Origin of the sequence: Bacillus sp. MSP13, assembly GCF_000815295.1 — a bacterium.
Lineage (GTDB): Bacteria > Bacillota > Bacilli > Bacillales > Bacillaceae > Bacillus > Bacillus vallismortis.
This window is the reverse complement of record NZ_JXAQ01000003.1, coordinates 58,411-77,252: the sequence shown is the minus strand read 5'-3', so window position 1 is coordinate 77,252 and position 18,842 is coordinate 58,411. Positions and strand designations below refer to the sequence as shown.

At 39.7% G+C, this 18,842-nt stretch carries 20 protein-coding genes and 2 pseudogenes; 8 read left to right on the top strand and 14 right to left on the bottom strand.

Going from position 1 to position 18,842, the window contains the following annotated elements:
- Nucleotides 1-7: 7 nt before the first annotated feature.
- Nucleotides 8-907 (bottom strand): DUF2268 domain-containing protein, encoded by a 900-nt coding sequence (locus SC79_RS01745; protein ID WP_039073610.1) that lies wholly within the window; start codon nt 905-907, stop codon nt 8-10.
- A gap of 126 nt (nt 908-1,033) precedes the next feature.
- Here SC79_RS01745 and SC79_RS19710 point away from each other — a divergent pair, with 126 nt between their 5' ends.
- Together SC79_RS19710 and SC79_RS01740 are read left to right on the top strand one after the other, a co-directional pair.
- On the top strand, nt 1,034-1,201 hold the full coding sequence (locus tag SC79_RS19710) for a YjfB family protein (protein ID WP_052245551.1): 168 nt from the start codon (nt 1,034-1,036) through the stop codon (nt 1,199-1,201).
- 128 nt (nt 1,202-1,329) lie between these two features.
- The gene (locus SC79_RS01740) at nt 1,330-1,803 is read left to right on the top strand and encodes a YjfA family protein (protein ID WP_039073609.1); all 474 of its coding nucleotides are present in this window, start codon (nt 1,330-1,332) and stop codon (nt 1,801-1,803) included.
- Nucleotides 1,804-1,853: 50 nt separating this feature from the next.
- Here the strand turns inward: SC79_RS01740 and SC79_RS01735 are convergent.
- Nucleotides 1,854-3,253, bottom strand: a pseudogene (locus SC79_RS01735) (polysaccharide deacetylase family protein).
- Between the two features lie 252 nt (nt 3,254-3,505).
- Between SC79_RS01735 and SC79_RS01730 the strand changes: the two are divergent.
- From SC79_RS01730 to SC79_RS01710, 3 genes are all read left to right on the top strand, one after another.
- The gene (locus SC79_RS01730) at nt 3,506-3,760 is read left to right on the top strand and encodes a hypothetical protein (protein ID WP_039073608.1); all 255 of its coding nucleotides are present in this window, start codon (nt 3,506-3,508) and stop codon (nt 3,758-3,760) included.
- Nucleotides 3,761-3,882: 122 nt separating this feature from the next.
- Nucleotides 3,883-4,869 carry a heme o synthase gene (cyoE, locus tag SC79_RS01725; RefSeq protein ID WP_052245550.1) on the top strand — a complete coding sequence of 329 codons (987 nt, stop codon included), beginning with the start codon at nt 3,883-3,885 and terminating at the stop codon, nt 4,867-4,869.
- 912 nt (nt 4,870-5,781) lie between these two features.
- The gene (locus SC79_RS01710) at nt 5,782-5,967 is read left to right on the top strand and encodes a DUF4177 domain-containing protein (RefSeq protein WP_039073605.1); all 186 of its coding nucleotides are present in this window, start codon (nt 5,782-5,784) and stop codon (nt 5,965-5,967) included.
- 111 nt (nt 5,968-6,078) lie between these two features.
- Here the strand turns inward: SC79_RS01710 and SC79_RS01705 are convergent, their stop codons facing one another.
- The 6 genes and pseudogenes from SC79_RS01705 to SC79_RS21205 all read right to left on the bottom strand — a co-directional run.
- Nucleotides 6,079-6,288, bottom strand: coding sequence for a hypothetical protein (locus tag SC79_RS01705; RefSeq protein ID WP_039073604.1), 210 nt, complete (start codon nt 6,286-6,288; stop codon nt 6,079-6,081).
- A complete protein-coding gene (locus tag SC79_RS01700; RefSeq protein ID WP_039073884.1) occupies nt 6,281-6,562 on the bottom strand; it encodes a hypothetical protein in 282 nt (93 codons plus the stop codon). The genes SC79_RS01705 and SC79_RS01700 overlap by 8 nt, the downstream gene beginning before the upstream one ends.
- Before the next feature lie 299 nt (nt 6,563-6,861).
- Nucleotides 6,862-7,809: a mannose-6-phosphate isomerase, class I gene (gene manA, locus SC79_RS01695; protein ID WP_039073603.1), complete on the bottom strand. Its 948-nt coding sequence runs from the start codon at nt 7,807-7,809 to the stop codon at nt 6,862-6,864.
- Nucleotides 7,810-7,824: 15 nt separating this feature from the next.
- The gene (locus tag SC79_RS01690; protein ID WP_039073602.1) at nt 7,825-9,777 is read right to left on the bottom strand and encodes a fructose-specific PTS transporter subunit EIIC; all 1,953 of its coding nucleotides are present in this window, start codon (nt 9,775-9,777) and stop codon (nt 7,825-7,827) included.
- A 149-nt stretch (nt 9,778-9,926) separates the two neighbouring features.
- Nucleotides 9,927-11,873, bottom strand: coding sequence for a BglG family transcription antiterminator (locus SC79_RS01685; RefSeq protein WP_039073601.1), 1,947 nt, complete (start codon nt 11,871-11,873; stop codon nt 9,927-9,929).
- Between the two features lie 468 nt (nt 11,874-12,341).
- Nucleotides 12,342-12,474: pseudogene (locus tag SC79_RS21205) on the bottom strand (putative quinol monooxygenase); the annotation flags it as partial.
- A gap of 254 nt (nt 12,475-12,728) precedes the next feature.
- Between SC79_RS21205 and SC79_RS01680 the strand changes: the two are divergent.
- Nucleotides 12,729-13,892, top strand: coding sequence for a response regulator aspartate phosphatase (locus tag SC79_RS01680; protein ID WP_039073600.1), 1,164 nt, complete (start codon nt 12,729-12,731; stop codon nt 13,890-13,892).
- 242 nt (nt 13,893-14,134) lie between these two features.
- Here SC79_RS01680 and SC79_RS01675 read toward each other — a convergent pair whose 3' ends face one another.
- The 4 genes from SC79_RS01675 to SC79_RS01665 form a co-directional block, all read right to left on the bottom strand.
- Entirely contained in the window at nt 14,135-14,431 is a 297-nt protein-coding gene (locus SC79_RS01675; protein ID WP_039073599.1) for a hypothetical protein, read from the bottom strand.
- Nucleotides 14,432-14,694: 263 nt separating this feature from the next.
- Nucleotides 14,695-14,958, bottom strand: a complete 264-nt coding sequence (locus tag SC79_RS01670) for a putative immunity/bacteriocin fusion bifunctional protein (RefSeq protein ID WP_039073598.1) — start codon at nt 14,956-14,958, stop codon at nt 14,695-14,697.
- Between the two features lie 352 nt (nt 14,959-15,310).
- Nucleotides 15,311-15,424 (bottom strand): putative immunity/bacteriocin fusion bifunctional protein, encoded by a 114-nt coding sequence (locus SC79_RS21640; protein ID WP_082022500.1) that lies wholly within the window; start codon nt 15,422-15,424, stop codon nt 15,311-15,313.
- A 45-nt stretch (nt 15,425-15,469) separates the two neighbouring features.
- Complete coding sequence (locus tag SC79_RS01665; RefSeq protein ID WP_039073597.1) at nt 15,470-15,736, bottom strand: hypothetical protein; 267 nt, start codon at nt 15,734-15,736, stop codon at nt 15,470-15,472.
- A 750-nt stretch (nt 15,737-16,486) separates the two neighbouring features.
- On the opposite strand from SC79_RS01665, the gene SC79_RS01660 reads away from it, so the two are divergent.
- Together SC79_RS01660 and SC79_RS01655 are read left to right on the top strand one after the other, a co-directional pair.
- Nucleotides 16,487-16,711: a helix-turn-helix domain-containing protein gene (locus SC79_RS01660; protein WP_039073596.1), complete on the top strand. Its 225-nt coding sequence runs from the start codon at nt 16,487-16,489 to the stop codon at nt 16,709-16,711.
- A gap of 47 nt (nt 16,712-16,758) precedes the next feature.
- Nucleotides 16,759-16,998, top strand: a complete 240-nt coding sequence (locus SC79_RS01655) for a hypothetical protein (protein ID WP_052245549.1) — start codon at nt 16,759-16,761, stop codon at nt 16,996-16,998.
- A gap of 109 nt (nt 16,999-17,107) precedes the next feature.
- Here the strand turns inward: SC79_RS01655 and SC79_RS01650 are convergent, their stop codons facing one another.
- Both SC79_RS01650 and SC79_RS01645 read right to left on the bottom strand, forming a co-directional pair.
- The gene (locus tag SC79_RS01650; protein WP_039073594.1) at nt 17,108-17,395 is read right to left on the bottom strand and encodes a hypothetical protein; all 288 of its coding nucleotides are present in this window, start codon (nt 17,393-17,395) and stop codon (nt 17,108-17,110) included.
- A gap of 13 nt (nt 17,396-17,408) precedes the next feature.
- Nucleotides 17,409-18,827, bottom strand: coding sequence for a hypothetical protein (locus SC79_RS01645; protein WP_039073593.1), 1,419 nt, complete (start codon nt 18,825-18,827; stop codon nt 17,409-17,411).
- Nucleotides 18,828-18,842 lie beyond the last annotated feature (15 nt).

The window sequence follows — 18,842 nt, the reverse complement described above, 5'->3', positions numbered from 1 at the left end:
GCTTTTTTCAGTTGCCAAACAGCCCGCATTGAGAAAGAATGGTCTCCGCATCCAAGAGCGTTGCCTCGCTTATTGTAACTTGATGTTGAGCCATAAATGACTGAACGGCATGATACCCAACCGCATAACCGGCAAAGGCTGATAATCCCGCAGGCTCATAGCCTTGGACTTTCGCGATTGGATCACCAAACATATAACGGCTCACCTCCGAAAAGCCTTTCACATCCAGCACCTCATTGATGACATCAATGGAATACCGCAGATCTTCTTGATCAAAACGTGTTACCCAAGGACCCAACTGCTCATCGCCAAACAGTTCTCTGGCAAATGACTCAGCCAACCCTTCAATCACAAGATAATCCCCGACACTCACAGAGCCATGATGAAAATCAACATACGAAAACCGCAGATTATGATGAAACTCGTGAGCAATAATGGAAGGAATCCTCGGCAGGTTATAGCTGTCCGGCTTCATCCATACATGAATAAAGCCCGGTATCCCGCCAAATCCGCAGTAGCCTTTTTGCAGCTGAAGTTTCGTGGGATCAGCGATATAAAGTCCGAATTTGATCTTGTCTGCATTTACCCGCAGCTGTGCACGCTCAGCAAAATGGATACATTGCCGCAGCGCAGATTCAGCTGTCTCTTCAGCACATGATTCTTTCAGTATTTGCAGGGCTTTCTGCCCGGCTTCAACATCACGGACATCCAAATAACCAAGCATTTTCACAGCCATGATGACATCATAGCCGTTCGGCTCCTTCGCGCTCAGCGGAACCTGAATGGCGCTCCACATCTTTTCAAATGGCTCCATCATCGTATACCGAAACTCATCAACTCTTTTCTGTTCTTCCATTGAAAACAACTTTTCATATTGCTCAAAGGTTTTTTCCATTACAAGTTTCATCCTGATTTCCCCCTTGTTAAAAACATACGGTATGCCGCAGCGTAAGGGTCAACATGCAAAATTAAGCCCTTTTGCACTGTAAAATCATCCAAAGCCGCCGATAGGTAAGGCATAGGAGGTGGAACGATGGATATTCCCGCTTTATCAGTTGCGATGCATCAAGCATCACTTGCCCAAAATGTTGAGATCGCCTTAACGAAAAAAATGCTGGATACCGCCCAGCAAAATGCCGATCAAACCTTAAAGATGATTCAGCATCCGACGCTCGGGCAAACCATTGATGTAAAAGCTTAACCTCATACCAAAGGCGGCCGGGAGCTCCATCCTCCCGGCCGCCTTTATTGTTCACAAAAAAGCATGCATGTTTTGATTGTTCCCCCGTATGATGTATTGTTTGCCATATGAGGGAGGTCATAAAGGACATGAAAAAACGGTTTGCAAAGGCTTCATTGGTGTTATTCGCAGTTGTATTTATGTTTGCCTTTAAAGGAGCGCCCGCCAATGCGGAAACCCATGCCTACGATGGAAAAAGCCCTTATTACAATGATTGCGCGTCCAGCGGCACTACAAAAAAATCTTCAAACTTAGTGAATGCCAACAATCAAGTCATCGGAGTGGTCGAGCTTAAATTCAGCAGTACATGTAAAACGGCTTGGGCAAAAATCACGATGAACAACACATTGGCAACAGGCTTTGAAGCAAATGCGGAGATTACACGGAACACGGACAAAAAGAGATACAATTGTGATTCTGCAGGCGGCAACGGAAAAGCGGTGGCCGGCCAAAAATCTTGTTATACACCGATGGTCTATGATTTAGACCCAAGGACTTCTTACGCTTTCGGCAAGTATTCAGGGCCGAATCTCAATGTTTGGGCCACCACAGGCTCTTACTAAAAAGAAAAAAGGCTGCCCAAACGGAAAACATCCGCGGCAGCCTTTTCGTATTAATTCGCTTCTCTTTGTTTTTTAACTTCTTCAAGCTGGGAGACCGTCACCAATTGATAGCCTTGATCGGTGAGTTTTTTGATGATTTCATCGGCCGCATCAGCAGAGGTGCGGTAAATATCGTGAATCAAGATGGTTCTTCCATCTCCCGCCTGACTCATGACCCGGTCAACGATCGTTTTTTTATTGCGTTCTTTCCAATCTTCCGGATCAACATCCCATAATGCGACATCCATTTTCAACTGGCTCCGCAGCTCATCATTAATGCCGCCGTATGGAGGCCTTACAAGCGTTGGGCGGTATCCGCTTACTTTTTCAATCACATCCTGCGTGTCGTTAATCTGCTTTAACGCTTCTTTCACTGAAAGCCTTGTGAGAAGCGGATGGCTCCATGAATGGTTCCCCACCTCATTCCCTTCTTTCAGCATCCTTTTCAGTGTTTCCGGATAATATTGCACCCTGCTCCCAAGAACAAAAAACGTGGCATGCCCCTTATGTTTCTTCAAGGCGTCCAAAATCTGATTTGTTGTCGCAGGATTCGGGCCGTCATCGAAAGTAAGAGCGATGACTTTTTGATGGGGATCAATCGTTTCCTCTTTTGGCAATGAAATCACTTCATGCTTCGGCTTTTGCTCTTTAATTTTATTTTTGTTTTTTCTTTATCCATATATTGCTCTTTCACAATGTCTTTTAAAAGGCTTTTCTTAATGGCAATCGATCGCTCTCCAAGATAGCCTGCCGCGACCTGATACATATCGAAATAAAATTCGATATAATCTTGCTTGATGGCAAAGCGGCTGAAATTTTCTTTTTTCGGTGCCGTTCCTTCCTTTAATAAGGCATCATCCGCACGAATGTCCTTATCTTTTTTCAACTCATGATACGCAATGAACGAAAGCTCATGTAAATAGTCGGCGTCCTCTTTGAAAATATCATCAATTGAAAGAAAAGCTTGCTTACTAAAATCATAGTTAAACGTTTTTGTCATGGTTTGTCCATGTGCACCGGAGATATATTGATATTCATGAAATACAATCGCTACTGTCTGCTTGGCATAATGGGCAATGTTATAATCAACGTTTAATTCGTTGCGTTTTTTCGTATGTTCCTGATCGACGTCTTTCGTTTCCTTTTGAAATTGGCGTACCTCTTTCTCTGCGAAACTCTTTAATACCCCATCTATTTTTTCATTTTTAAAAACAGGATAATTGACCGCGTAATTGAACGTTTTACCGTCATTCACAAGCGTTGCGATCTCCACATTCCCATATTGAGAATCAGCCTTTACTTTCGTCATGACTGTTTCTTTTTTCAGTGAATTATAGAAAAAGCCAATAAGGCCTGCCACACATACAACTGTTAATAAGATATGAAACCATTTGATTCTTTTTGCCAACACCCCAAATTCCTTCCTTCATGACCATGTCGATTTATGTTTCATTAGTTAAAACTGTATCTATTTAGAAATATTTTTGTAATATTAAAGTAATATTTATTTCACATTTGTAATGTTATGAGATTTAGAAGTTCTTGTCAATCCTTTTCTTCAGAGAATTCATCATAAAAAAACGATTTTAAGAATGTACATACACCCAACTCAAACATCGAGAATATGGTAAAAGGAATAAAAAAAGCTAGGGAGGTTTTCCTTTTGGAATACCCTTTGAATGAACAGCCATTTGAACAAATGACACCTTATGATGAAAGACAGCCTTATTATTATCCGCGCCCACGACCGCCTTTTTATCCGCCTTATTATTACCCAAGACCGTTCTATCCGCGGCCGCCTTACTATTACCCTCGCCCACGACCGCCTTACTATCCATGGTCCGGTTATGGCGGCGGCTTCGGCGGCGGTTTCGGCGGAGGATATGGCGGAGGATATGGCGGAGGATACGGATACTAAGCGCCATTAACCAAAATGGGGGCAGTCCAGCTCCCCATTTTTTTGTTTTAAAAACGACAATATTATGACAAATCTAGGAAATAATTGTGATTCTATAGCCGTCTTGTTACGATGACAAAAGCATGCAGTCTTGGGGAGGTGTCTTTTTGGAGAATACAAGTGATTCTGCAGCCATTTCTGAAGCCAAATACATAAAACCTTCAAATCGGGTAACAGTTTACGATTTTATCAAACTTGCAAAACCCGGGATTATCATATCAAACTCGATCGCTGCCTTCGGTGGATTCTGGATCGCGTTTGCAAGCGCAGAAAAACCATTAACAGGAATGGCTTTTTTGATGACAATGGTGACAGCAATGCTCGGAACCGCGTTTGTTATGGCTTCCGGCACTGTCTATAACAATTATTTTGACCGGCATATGGACGCAAAAATGGCGCGCACCCGCAGCAGAGCGTCGGTCACAGGGAAAATGCCGCCAGCCATGATCGTCACGTATGGTTCTGTTTTAGGAATCACCGGTCTTGCGATGCTCTACTCCCTCAATCCATTAACCGCCCTTCTCGGACTGGCCGCTTTTATTTTTTATGCAATTATCTATACCGTATGGGTGAAACGAACTTCTGTGTGGAGTACATTTGTCGGGAGCTTTCCCGGAGCTGCGCCGCCATTGATGGGGTATTGTGCGGTAACCGGTGACATCAGTATGACTGCAGTGCTGTTGTACGCAATCATGTTTCTGTGGCAGCCGCCGCATTTTTGGGCGATTGGAATCAGACGCAAAGAAGAATATCGGGCAGCGGGCGTTCCGCTCTTGCCTGTTGTAAAAGGAAATCATGTAACAAAAATAAAAATGCTTCAATATATTGCAGTTCTGGTGCCGGTCACACTATTATTTCCTTTCTCTCTTCCCGCCGGCTATATCAGCTCATTTTATTTCTTAGCAGCCCTGATTCTCGGAGGCATATGGATCAAAAAAAGCATCCAGGGATTCAAAACGGACGATGACGTGAAGTGGGCAAAGGATATGTTTATCTACTCGCTCGTTTATTTTTGCTTGCTGTTTTTCTTCATGATGGCAGATTCATTTGTCATGTTATTGATTAGGTGATCATCATGCAAAAGAGCCACACATTAATGTGACTCTTTTTTGTTTGGAAACACAGCCTCTAATAGAAATGCCACGCAAAAAAACACAGCCATGCAAATCAAGAACCGGACGATCTCACTCAAAATCCAGCTATCAGCAATACGCATACCATCGGTTTCATGAAGAGTTGCACATATTGAAAAAATCATGAGTATGTATTTTAAGGTTTCTTTGTTCATGAAATACCATCGCTTTCTTACATTGATCATGCAAACTCCATTCGGAGAAAAAACATGCCTGCATCACTGCATGTTTTGATTGGATGAGGTCCTTGTTTTTTCAGCCAGCCATTTGCTAAGTTCAGGCAAACAAATGAAAAACGCTTCTGAAAAAAAATAAATCTTTTGCGATAAACTAAGCGGCGGAAAGCTCGAACCGGCTGCTGCTGTACTCTCTCCTAATGAAAATAAGAACATTAGAAAATGTAGTAACGGCATGAAAAAAATATATAGCATCCTTAATACGTGGATCGGGACGTGTACTTTTTTCTTAAAACCAATACAAGAAAAAATAAATCCATAAACGAAAAGACAGTACGTCCCCCAGCCTAGTATCGGGTGTGTGCAAAACCACAAAAATAAAATTGCTAACAAATACATATCACTCTCCACTCATAAACTCGAACTCTTTTTTTCATTATCAGGTATTATAAGCCAAAAACAAACAAAAGAATAGACATGTTGCTATATTTAGTACATAAACATAAAGAGAAGTAAAAAGGAAACCTATCTAGATCAAAAACTTATGAGGCTTCTCCCTCTTGAATGAATTTATATTTCCATTTGAATAAAAATTCCACTTTCACTACTTTCTTAAAGACTTCGAAACTTTTTTGCCAATCTAACGTATACCTTCACAAGGAGGTATCAAACGATGAAGGAGTATGAATTCGTAAGAGTTGAACTGAGTACGATGAGAAGAAGGCCTAAAGAAGACTACCAGCAAATCATCCATGACTATGCCAAAGAAGGCTGGAAGTTCATTCAGATTTTTGCGCCCAGTATCAACGGGTATGGAGCGGCTGCTTATTTTGAAATGATATTTGAAAGAGATGCGTAAAAAGCTTAGTCTATGGGTCTAAGCTTTTTCATTTGCCCTTTATATCCCAATCTCGTTGCGTACCATGTATACAAGTTCAGCAAATGATTACTCACATGCTTTGGCTTAGGCTTATTCTTGCTGCACTATTTTTAGCTCCATACCGATTTTCCCTGCACTGACCAATGATAAAATCAAGCGCTGCATCAATATAGGCCGGGAACCTTTGCATGCCAATTGGTGAGCAATTAAAACAAAAGCAGGCTCCCATAAAAAGAGGGAAAACCCTCCCTCTATACTGAGAGCGGGTTCAACAATGATTAATTCCGTTTCCTTATTCATCTTTCTTATCTTTATCGGTATCTTCAGCATCCTCAACTGGATCTTCTGGATCAGCTTCATTATCGTTTTCATCATCTTGATTGATGGTATCATCCTCATCGACACCTGGCACGTTGTTATTGTCCGTATCTTGGTTGTTTCCGTTATGATCTTGATCGTTCTCTTCAACATCTGGGGCGTTGTTGTCATTATTTTCATCTTGATCATTATTACAGCCCATTAATACAAAACTGGATAGGAACAACACACTTATCATTTGCAGCCATTTTTTCATTTTCATCCTCCTTTCTTCATTTTCATCCCTATCAGTTTGTCCAGCATGCTTTCTTTCATTCGTTCCCATTCTTACCTGTTCTATCTTGATAACTGAAAAGAAATGGCTCGAAGATGAAGCAATACGGATAAATAACAGCTCTTTTATTTGGTGATTTTGCATTGCTTGATGTGGTTTAAAATGAAGGAAGCTGATCACATCCTTTCATACCATCAAAAAACCCTTCCATTTAAGAAGGGTTTTCCATTCTGCGACCGTCAAGCCAAGCGTGAATTGATGCACTTGTTATCTAGATCGTTTCATAAATGAGATACGATGCACTCTGCCCGCCCCTCCAGTTTAAATGCTCCAAAACCGTACGGCAGCAGTATATGATCTCCTTTTTTGAAGGTATTGATATTCACACCGGAGATCATACGGCCTTCTCCTTCAATCACACTGACCAGAAGGAACGTTTTTTGCTGTTTTAATGTCGCAGCTCCTGTTAAACGCCATTTTTCCACTGTAAAGTAAGCACATTCAACAAACGTGGTTGTAAGCAAATCATCTGTTTGTTCATATTGAATAGTGTGACGATCTGGAATGGATGGAACCTCTATGACTTCTAAGCTCTTCTCCAGATGAAGCTCGCGCATATTGCCTTCTCCATTTTTTCGCTCGTAATCATATAATCTGTAGGTTGTATCAGAATTCTGCTGTGTTTCTAAAACGAGAATGCCTTTTCCAATCGCATGAACGGTACCGCTTGGCACATAGAAGAAATCCCCCGGCTTTACCTTTACGCGGCGCAAGAGCTCGTCCCATTCTCCAAGTTCAATCATCGAGATCAGTTCTTCCTTTGTTTTTGCGTTGTGGCCGTAAATGATCTCTGCGTCTTTTTCGCAATCAATGATGTACCAGCATTCGGTTTTTCCGTGCTCTCCGTTTTCATGTATTTTGGCGAACTCATCGTTCGGATGCACCTGAACGGATAAATCTTGGTCCGCATCTAATATTTTTGTAAGCAGAGGGAAACGGTCCCCTTCAAGCTGTCCGAATAAATATCTGTGGTGCTCCCATAATTCGCAGAGTGTGAACCCTTTATACATCCCGTTTTGAACAACGCTTTGCCCATTTTTATGAGCAGCAAAAGCCCAGCATTCCCCTGTTCGTTCTGACGGAATGTGATAACCGAAATCAGCTAAAGCGGCGCCGCCCCAAATCCTCTCTTTGAAAACAGGCTTGAAAAATAACGGTTCAGTCGTCATGAAAATCCCCCCGCATTACACGATTTCATCCAGCAGCTTGTATGCCTCTTCTTTTGTTTGCACGGAGAGCAGCCGCTTCCTATAACTGTCATCCATTAGTTTCCGGGATAACATCTGCAATATTTTCAAATGCTGGTTCCCTCTGCTATCTTCCGGGACAGCTATCATAAAGATTAATTTCGCATCTGATCCATCGAGGCTGTTCCAGCCAACGCCTGATCGTTTGATCCCAAAGGCAACACTCGGCTCCCTGACCGACTCAGATTTTCCGTGCGGAATTGCGATATTCATGCCAATCGCCGTTGTGCCTTGTTGTTCACGCTTCAAAATGGCTTGTTTAAACCCGCTCTCGGACAGCAGCATACCTCTCTGTGACAGCTGTTGAATCATTTCATCAATAATGTCGTCCCTGGTCTCCCCGGATAAATGTGGGTCGATCAGCTCTGGGCTGATGATGTCTGTCAGTTTTTTGATTTCCGTCATCCCGGCTTTTTGACTTTCGGCTTGAGTCGGCTGCGGTATTTCTTTTGCCGCAGCAGCTTCACTTGGCGGTGCAGTTTCGCTGAGCACAGGGGACGCCACCGTAATATCCTTTTTTAATACATTGATGAACAGAGCAGTGACAAGAGATCCCGCAATCACAGCAATAAAAAACATCAAAACATGATCAACTGCGCCAAGCACTGCGACGATAGGTCCGCCATGCGCCACTCTGTCTCCGACATTTCCTATCATCGCAATCACAGAACCCGTCATAGAACCCGCCATAATACTGGGGATGACCCGAAGAGGGTCCTGCGCCGCAAATGGAATGGCTCCCTCAGTGATACCGAAGAGTCCCATCGTAAATGCCGCTTTCCCCATTTCTCTTTGCGATGCCTCGAACTTTCTTTTCCCTAAAAACGTTGCAATGCCGAGGCCGATCGGCGGTATACAAATGGCGGCGGCAATCGGTCCCATAATTTCATAGTTTCCTTCTCCGATCATGGCCGATCCAAACAGAAATGCCACTTTGTTTACGGGACCGCCCATATCAAATGAGATCATCGCACCTAAAATCAATGCCAGCAGGATGGAGCTCGACCCTTTCATACCTGCCAGCCATACCGTTAAAGATTCGAATATTTGGGCTACAGGTGCGCCGATCAAACACACAAACGCCAAACCTACAATCAGTGATGCAAACACCGGGATAATAATAATCGGCATAATCGGCTGGATTGCTTTTGGAACTTTTATTTTTTTGATCCAAAGGGCAGCATACCCGGCCAAAAATCCGGCAATGATGCCGCCAAGGAAACCGGCGCCGCTTGCGCTGTCATAAAAACTTCCAGTCGCTGCAATATATCCGCCGATCATCCCAGGCACAAGCCCCGGTTTATCAGCGATACTATAGGCGATATACCCGGCTAATATCGGAATCATGAACGAAAAGGAAGCACTGCCGATCTGTTCAATCGTTTTCCAGAAAGAATCATCCGGAATGACTAAGCCTTTTGGCGTTTTTTCGCCCCCAAGCGTTAATGCAATCGCTATCAGTAAACCGCCGACGACAATGAAAGGAACCATAAACGAAACACCATTCATCAAATGTCGGTAAATCGGATTTTGTTTCTTCTCCTGTTGATTGATTGATACCGGTTTTGAAGCGGAATGGTAGACCGGGATATCCCCGCTAAGTGCCTTTTGAATCAATTCTTCCGGTTTGCGAATGCCCTCCTGAACCCCGACAGACAGCAATTTTTTTCCTATAAACCGGTCTTTGTTTACCGAGCGGTCTGCCGCAATAATGATCGTGTCCGCTTCCCGAATGTCCTCCGCGGTTAGCTCATTTTCCACTCCGATTCCGCCCTGGGTCTCGACTTTGATGGAAACGCCTAATCTGTCGGCAGCTTTTTGCAGATTTTCCGCTGCCATATATGTATGGGCAATTCCGTTCGGACAAGAGGTTATCGCCAACAGTTTCATATACATCCTCCTTTACACGATGAATCATAAGATCTTGTCTCAACTGTATACTGAAATCTGGCCGTAAAAATGGCTTTATTTTACCGTTAATTCCGGAAATAAAGGCATTTTTCCTTATAAACAAAAAAAGCAAGGAATCAATCCCTGCTTTAATAATCCAAATAAGATAAAAATGTCATGACGTCTGTTTCTTTCGTCAGCTTCTGGACGAAAGCCGGCTGCTCACTGAGATATGAAAGCTCACGAAACAGCTGCTTTGTCATATTTTGATCCTCGTGTTTGACAGCGAGCATAAAAACAAGCGATACTTTCTCATTTCCCCAATCAAGCGGTTCTTTTAATGTGGCAATCGCGATGGCTGATTGTTTGATATATGTAACGTTTGCATGAGGAATAGCTATGCCTGCCCCGATATTTGTCGCCGCCATTTTCTCCCTCTTCACCGCATGAACAGCATACTCTTTTTCAACATAGCCTTTCTCAAACAAAGCAATCGACAGCTGTTCAATTACCTTGTAGCGGTGCTCTGTTTCTTGCTGCAAAAATACCAAAAAAGGCGTCGTATTGTTCAGCATTTGAAATGTTTTGTTTTCGCGTTGCGATTTTTCAAGCTGATCGATAAATACGTTCAATTCTTTCTCATCGCCAGGCTCTAAAAGCGGTGATACAACAATGTGAGGAATCGTTATATATTCCAAAGCAACGGTGGAGATGACAAGATCAATATCCTCATGTTTTTTTATAAAGTCCGCTAAATCCGATTTTGCGATACAAGCCATGACAGCGATTTGATGACATTTCCGTTCAATTTTCGTCCGCAGCAATTGTGACATCCCAATGCCCATGTGGCAGACGATGATCGCCTTTTTACGCGTCTCGCTGTTGTGATGCATTCGTTCGATCGCTGCCTGAAAATGCAGTGTCAAATATGCCGCCTCTTCCTCGGGAATAGGAAGATCAAACGTTTGATTGATGTCTTCCAAAACGTCAATGATCAGGTGAAACAAATAAGGATACATCTTTTTGATGTCATAAAGCATAGGATTTGATACAGAAAGATCGTAGCTCAGCCGTTGTAACACAGTATTCAAATGAATGCTCAATCCGTTAATCAAATCCTGGTCTTTGTGAAAATCCAGCATTTTCAGCTCTGAAACACGATGGATTAAATGCCTTACCACCTTAGGAAGCACAGCGTTTTCAAGGGTCTCTTCTTGCTGCTGTAAGTGATAACGAACTTTCCCGCCCAATATATGTAATGTTAAATACACGGCTTCTTCTTCAGGAAAACGGATGGCAAAAACCGGCTCAAGCCGTTGTAAACAAGCAAGAGTCCATTGATATTCTTTCTTCCTTTTTACGGCCGCCAGCTCTCTTGGAGATATCGAGATCGGCTGCTTCATTTTGATTCGTCGGATCATGAACAACGTATGCAGCAGCAAATTCTCAAACGTTTCATCTGTAAAATAGAGAGAATGCTTATTTTGTAATGCTTTGATTTCTTTCGTCACAAAGCCAACTTCATAACTTAAAAACTGCCTTTTCATAAATTGGCTAGCAAACTCGGTGCTTTCAATCAAATCAGATATTCTTGCCAGTGCTTTTCTTTTATTTTTTTCGTTCCCTTCAACTTTTAATCCAAGCCGCTGCCTCGAAACCAGTGTGAGATCAAATCGCTTCAGCCACTCCTCTACCGCACATAGATCCTTTTTAATAGAAGATCGATTGACAAAATGCTGAGCGGCCATTTCTTTTGCGGAAACAGGCTTTACATTCATTAATAGGTCATAAGCCATTTGCAGCATTCTTTCTTCATCGGTCCGCCGCCTAGAACGGACATGTACTGTATGTAATTGTTGGCTTAACCAGGCCCTTTCCTGTTCCTCTATATGTAAAAAGACGCCTAACCCTGGTTTCCGAATGAGCTGGGCATGAGAATGTTCATTGAGATAATCCTCGATCGCTTTCAAGTCATTCCTGATCGTTTTCTCAGAACACTGTACCCTGTCTGCGAAATCTTGCACAACTAAATAGTCATCAGGTTCAGATAACAACAGATACAAAATCTCTTTTTGTCTTGTATTCATGTATTTCATCTGTTTTTCTATCCTTCCTGTCAGTATCCTATAAATGTAACCGTTTACATTATAACGTGAAATCATAGAGTCAAAAGTTTTGTTTTTTACCGAAGGTTCCGGAAAGAGCGATTTTTATGTTTTGGAGTGTTCTATGATCCAGTATTCCCCGCTTCCCATTCCATTTTAATAGAATAAGAAATGCTAAAATCCACCTCTAACCTGCGTCTCAATACGACTAAACCAACGCAATAAAAAAACGGATAGAAACGTTGATATAACGTCTCGAACCAGCGACATTTACCCTATCAAGTTAGTTGTTGCCTTTGAACAAATATATTCGATTCTGATCAGCCCTTTAATTTCAAGGTCGATTGAATTGTACATCTGATGATTGCTAAATGAAAATGGCGATTGGTGGCAGAGTTAACAAAATCAATCAAACGAGTTTCCACTTCATTATTATTTGTTGATTTTTGAATGTATCTTTTACTCATTCACACTGCTTTTCATTAACCATCGACTTCCGTTAATGCTTTTTTTGAACGTCTTTTGTATGTTTTTTCGTGAAATGGGCTTTAACAGCTTCTTTGTTTTTCCAAATATTCCAAATCATTATTTTATGGCTTATCATTATGACATTTTCATGATAATTGTCATTTATAAATCATAAACGACATTGGGAGCCTTTTTAAACCAACTTTCTATAATTTCTGAATCAAGCTAAAGGATTCGTATCAGACGATTTGGTCCTTATTATGCTTATTCTGACCTTTGTTTTAGTCTAAATAGAAAGTTATTTCGAAGAATGGTTCTATTAGAGGGCGCCCGTAGTGGTATAATATTAAATATATGTAAATAAAAGGAAGTATTCGATTGTCTGTTTCGGATTTAATCCCATATCATTACGTAACCACAGACATTAATCATTGGTATGTTGTAATAAAGCAGGGCCGAGTTGAGAAAGCAAAAGAAATGAAACAAAAAGTTGAAAAAGAATTTGATATGATGGAGAAAAATGAAAAGGTAGCAGTCTATCTTCAGCTATTAAAGCTACGGCACGAAATAATGCTGTCGTATCTCGAGCCTGACTCTGTTAAAAATATAGATTGTGTTTATTCTGATCTCAAAAAGACACGGGAAAGTATGGCTCCTGAATCTCTTTCGAATACAATTGAGTTCTATTATCACTTTTTCACTGGTATGTATCATTTCAGAACAAGAGATTTAGTTATTGCTTTAACATATTATCGAGAAGCTGAAAAATATCTTGATTTATTAGACGAAAACGCAAATACAGATAAGGCAGAGTTCTATTTCAAAGTGTCAGAAGTCTATTACTATATGAAAGAGACTCATTTCTCAAAGAATTATGCTCAGCGTGCATACTCTATATTTAAAAAGCAAAAAGATGCTCAGGGGAATCTTACATACGGCAAAGAAATGGTCCAATGTCAGTTTGTTATTTTGGGAAACTGGCTAGATAAAATGTGTTATGAGGATGCTTTAGAAACAGCTCAAAAGGCTTTAGATGATGCTATAAAAATAGGAGAGCAACATTTAATTGGTTCCGCTCATTTTAATGTCGGTTTATGTTATAATAACCTTGAAGAACTTGACAATGCTGAGAAACATTTTCAAATCGCCTATGAAATTCATAGGGATCGAAAACACATTTATGAGTCTAAAGCGATTTTTAATATAGCATATGTCAAAGCAAAGAAGAATGATTTAAAGGCTGCTTTAGAATTGTACCAGGAAGGTCAGAAGGTCGCTTTCAGACACAACAATCAGGAAGTAACAGAGAAATTAAAACTGGTTAAAGGTCTTTATTTATCATTCGACTTACAAACACTTAGAGAAATGTTCAAGTTCTTCAAAGATAAAAACCTTTATGGTGATATGGAAGAATACGCTGTTGCTGTTGCTGATTTTTTGACCAATAAAGAAGACAGACATGATGCGGTCGATTTTTATCAAATGGCAATTGAAGCACGCAAACAAATTCAAAGGGGGAAGCATTTAAATGAAAAAATGTAAAATTGCAATTTGTTTAGCACTCTTGCTTGGCATTGTTGGAGTATCTAGCGCTTCATACGCTCTTTCTGAGCAGTCCACTTATAAGGTCGCAGATAGAGCAGCAACTTAATATGATATTAAGAAATAACCCCATTTCGGACTTTACAAATGGGGTTTTGTAGATACTTCACTGAACGAATCATTCACTCTGATATCCATAATATAACATTCAGATGCTCTATCCATCTGTGACTGCTACCCTGTTATGAAAAAAATACGTTTAAGGCTTTATAATCTTTTTCTTCAAAAGAAACAGTTACTCTATCTACTTTTTCAGAGTCTGCGAACATAAAGATTGTTTGGCGAAATTTAATTTCTCTAGACCCAATTATGTTAAATATACAGTCAAGGACTTTGAAACAGTCTATATCTATCCCATTTTCCGAATGGTTTTTGATACTTACAGTAATAAAACCATCGCTTTTTGTAAAACTTGCTTTTTGCGGTGACATATTATGTCGCTTACAGAATGACTTAATAGCTGCTTTGAAGTAATCCATTGGTGCCCTCCTTCTCTCCCCCTTGCGATAACAAGAATACTAATCCATATTTTATCACACTGTGACATGTCAATATGTTAGGTTAATCCCCAAAATGAGGATTTGCTCTTAGGGTGTAAACGTTACTTACTCCCTTTATATACAATATATAGAGTGCCTAAGAATAGTATTAAGTTAAGGGTGTATACACTATGTAAATACGCCTGTTGCAAACTAAACTAAAAAAAGGATAGACAATTTGTCCATCCCTCAAAGCTTATAACCTATGCACATGCAGCAATCATTGCTACATCACAAACAACTCCACAAGTGAAACCAGCTGGAGCATTAATCAAACCAACAACCCCACAATAGTTGACACAAGTCAATAAACCTAGCGCTCCACAGGCAAAATTCTTTCCCCAAACACTATGGAAGTCCCCCTCCTGAAGATTATCTGAATTTTCCCCATAAATTTTAAAAGAGTTATCATTATCTTGGATCAATACATCGAGTTCATCAGAATCGCCATTAAAATCTTTAGGCATTTTTAGGCATTCCTAATAAGTTAAAATTAAAAAATTCTTTAGTATCTTTGCTCTAACCCAAAGTATAAATTATGGAGTCGCCTTCTTCATTTTTTTAAGCCCCATAAACAAATTCTAAATCAGATTTTGTACCTTTTTTATCAACTTGAGCGCCTTTGAATAAAAGACTCTTATCTTTTAAATTTACGTTTTTGAATCCAACATTTTGTATTCTTCAATGTGCTTTTTAAACGTTTCTTTCTTATCTAGAGCGATTTGCTCTACATTTTTTACCTCTTGTTCACTAAGTACTTCAGTTTAGACATTGTAAACATCTTTAATTTCCGATGATTTGTTCTCTGTCTCTCTCTTTCTAACAAGTTGTACATTCTGTTTTGGCATTACTTCCATTTCCAATCACTAAAGCATTTATTGGCATGATAGATACTATAGCAATTAAAAAATCAGCACAAACCTTTTCATACACTTTCCTTCCTTACCATAATATATTTAAAATAAGCAAAACCGTATTTTAATCCTTACTATTATCTATCCAAACATCTCCAATCTTTGAATAGAAGTATTTTAAAATAAAACCTATAGCAATTCCAAAGATCACAAATCCAATTGAGAAAATAAGAAATTCAACGGTAAATACAGGCTTGCCTTTTAAATAACCTATTAACAGTTGTCCAAGAACAAACACCACTGACATTCCTGTCGTAATTAGAGGTAAACTTCTAACCCATGTTGTAAAATTCTTTTTCATTTGTTCAATAGTTAATTTTCTTTTTGCCATTTTCATCACCTCTTTAATTAGTGAAACACAAACTCTTTTTCCGAAAAATGAATATTACGAATCGAATTTCTATACAACTTAGTTACTTATTTTCTATTTTAAGATTGAGACATTATATATATTAATAGGTTTTACTTCTGCGCCACTCTTACAATTGGTAATAGCCTAAGTAATGTTTTATCTTTGAGTACTGTTTGAAGGTTTACATGTTATACCTTCTTGACTTTTCTTTTGATTTTTTGCTTGATTGGTTGAGACAATGTCTGGACAAGTTGTCTGTCTGAATTTGCTTGTAAAAAATAAACAAACTCAGGCAGGTGACTGAAACTTGATTGTATATCAACTTGTGGTATCCGTGTGTTCACCCTATTTGCCATTGGTTATTCCCCAAACAAGTCTACTGTGCCAAGTGTCCCTAACAGGTTCTCAAAGCTCAAATTTGAGCCCTGATACTTGTGGCTTGTCCTGCATCGTCAGAAACGATACACCCATCCTTCGTCAGCACTTAATGACAGCTTTCACCTTTCAGATGCATGTGTAAATAGGGAAACACAGAAAGCATCCTATCCTCATTTGTCACTTCTGCGAATGATTATGCGTTTCAATTTTGCGCACCCTCGTAATACAAGTTCGACTTCTTGTATTTAATATACTCATAAGCCAATGCTTTTTAACGAAATTTATTTTACATGTCGTTCATGTTATATTAAATGGGATACAATAGGTATACCTCATCGAACGTGAGGTGTTATTAAATTGAAAATCAGCTATAAACCAATGGAAATAACATCAATAAAGCGTGATAAAACACGAAGTGACTTAAAGAAGGATTTGGGGATTTCGCCTTCAACACTGGCTAAAATGTCAAAAGGCTTAGTAGTGGCGTTAACTGTTATCCTTAAGATCTGTGAGTATTTAGATTGCCCTATTCAGGAAGTTGTAGAGTTTATAGAAGATAAATCTGAACAGGCTTAAACAAAAGTATTGCAATAGCTGTTATACTGTACGGAGAGGTGAACGGGATGGAGAAACAAATATTAGAAGCTATTCAGCAGTTATCAAAGGATATTGCTGAAGTTAAACAGGATGTAAAAGAAATCAAGAATACAGTTACACGTATAGAGGAAAACGAACCTGAAGAAATCATGTCGATGCTCAAATTGATTAACAAGAACATTGAGCGTGATCATAGTTATAACGATAAGAAATTCTCTAGCTTAGAGAGACGTATCCATGAATTAGAAGAGAGATTGAATAACTAATTATTTTCGCAGCCGTCTGCGAATTTGATAAACGGTATACGTAAACCGATTTGCGACATCATAAGTTAAAACAACCCCCTCACACCTAAAAGTGAAGGGGTTGTTTTAATTATTTTGTCTTAATACTTTTCAGAAAAGCACTTCTGTTCTCAGTGGCAGTTGTCAGCATAGTCGCATTTTCATTAAGCCTTTGCACTAATGCTTCTTTCGCTTTTCCTTCAAATGAAGAGAGTAAAGCAACATACACTTCAGCTATAACCTGTTGGGCTGATGAAAAATCTGATGCGTTTTTTGTGTCTTCTTTTAGATTCTGACAATGAGTTTTTAAACTTGTACCCACCAGTTTTTTTAATTCCTCAGTCTGCTGAAGCTTCCTATAAAAATCAACTGTATCCAACCCTAGATCCCCCTTACAACCGTAACCAGCTGGCTAATTCATTATCCTTATCTTTTAAATCCTCAGCCATTGTAACAATAAACTCACTAATATCCTCTAGATCTCTAATCAAATAATGAAGAGAAGCCTCAGTTTGGTACTGTTCTTCTGAGTCATAAAATGCTGCTACTCCATCTTTTTCAGAGGGTGCGTGAAACAAAACAGCATGATCAACATCACTGGGAGCAAGATCTTTGAATTCTCCCAATCTCTTCCCGTAAATCGATTTTACGTCATAAACCATTTTGCTGTGATCATGAGGGAATCGTTCAATTGCTTGTTTCTTTGTTTTTAAGTCTTCAATAGCTGCCTGTAATCGTTTAGCTAATTCTTTTGCGTACTTAGCATCCACTTTAATGGTTTGCCCATTCATACCTGAATAAGATGAGAACGATTCGATATTCTGGTTATAAACGCCGTTGCTGCCGTCAACACTCTTGATATCACCATTCTTATCAAACGTAAAATTCGAATCATTTAAACTATGAGTATCGGGATTTTTTGCAAATGCTTGGCCATAAAACGTTGTAATCAGACCGGTCAAAATACCAGGAATGCCTAGAGACGAGGTTAATCTATTAGCCCTATCTTGACGTGCGATACTTGGATCTTTCGTATATATAGTAGTGCCGTTATGTCGGTCATATTCTAAAAACCAACCTGCACCAACCATGTCATCAGGATTAATAATCGCCTTATGATATGTATCAAATTCACCATTTCTGATTTTCTTCTGTGTTTCTTCATCATGCAGCTTAACAATTGAAGGGTTGTTAAAAGCGACACTATAAACGTTGTTATTTACAGCGGCATATTCAGCATCAGCACCACCAAGGGAGTGACCTGTAGTCGAGATTACTGTTTTAGTGCCAGCATACTTTTTCACTTCATTGGCAACAACCTTATCACCTTGGTCAAATTGAGATGTTTTTGTAACGATTTCATACTTTCCGCTGCTAAGCATGTTTAATTGTTTTTTGCTCCCAATAAACTTTGCGACAGATTCTACTTCCTCAGAAACACCTTTTTCCCTAATGAAATATTTTTCTTTCTTAGGGTCTTGTCCCATTACTACGTTGCCGCCATCGGCACTTATAATATCAGCTTTAATTTGTTCCTGGTTTGTTCCTTGAAAGCCTACTACTACGTTCTCTGGCTCTTTTGGTTTAACCCATTTACCTTCTTTTTTCTTGGCTTGGACAAAGACGTATACATCTAGCCCCGTGTCTGGGTCTTTTTTGATTTTATCTACGTAAAAAGCTTTTTTTGATTTATTTACGATGGGAGTCTTATTTTCATAGGCTTTTTTCATTTTCTTTTCACTGTATGTATTTTGACTGAGATAAAAATAGTCTTTATCTGATAAATTAGGTATGTCAGTCTTTGTATTCATGTACAATGCCCCTTC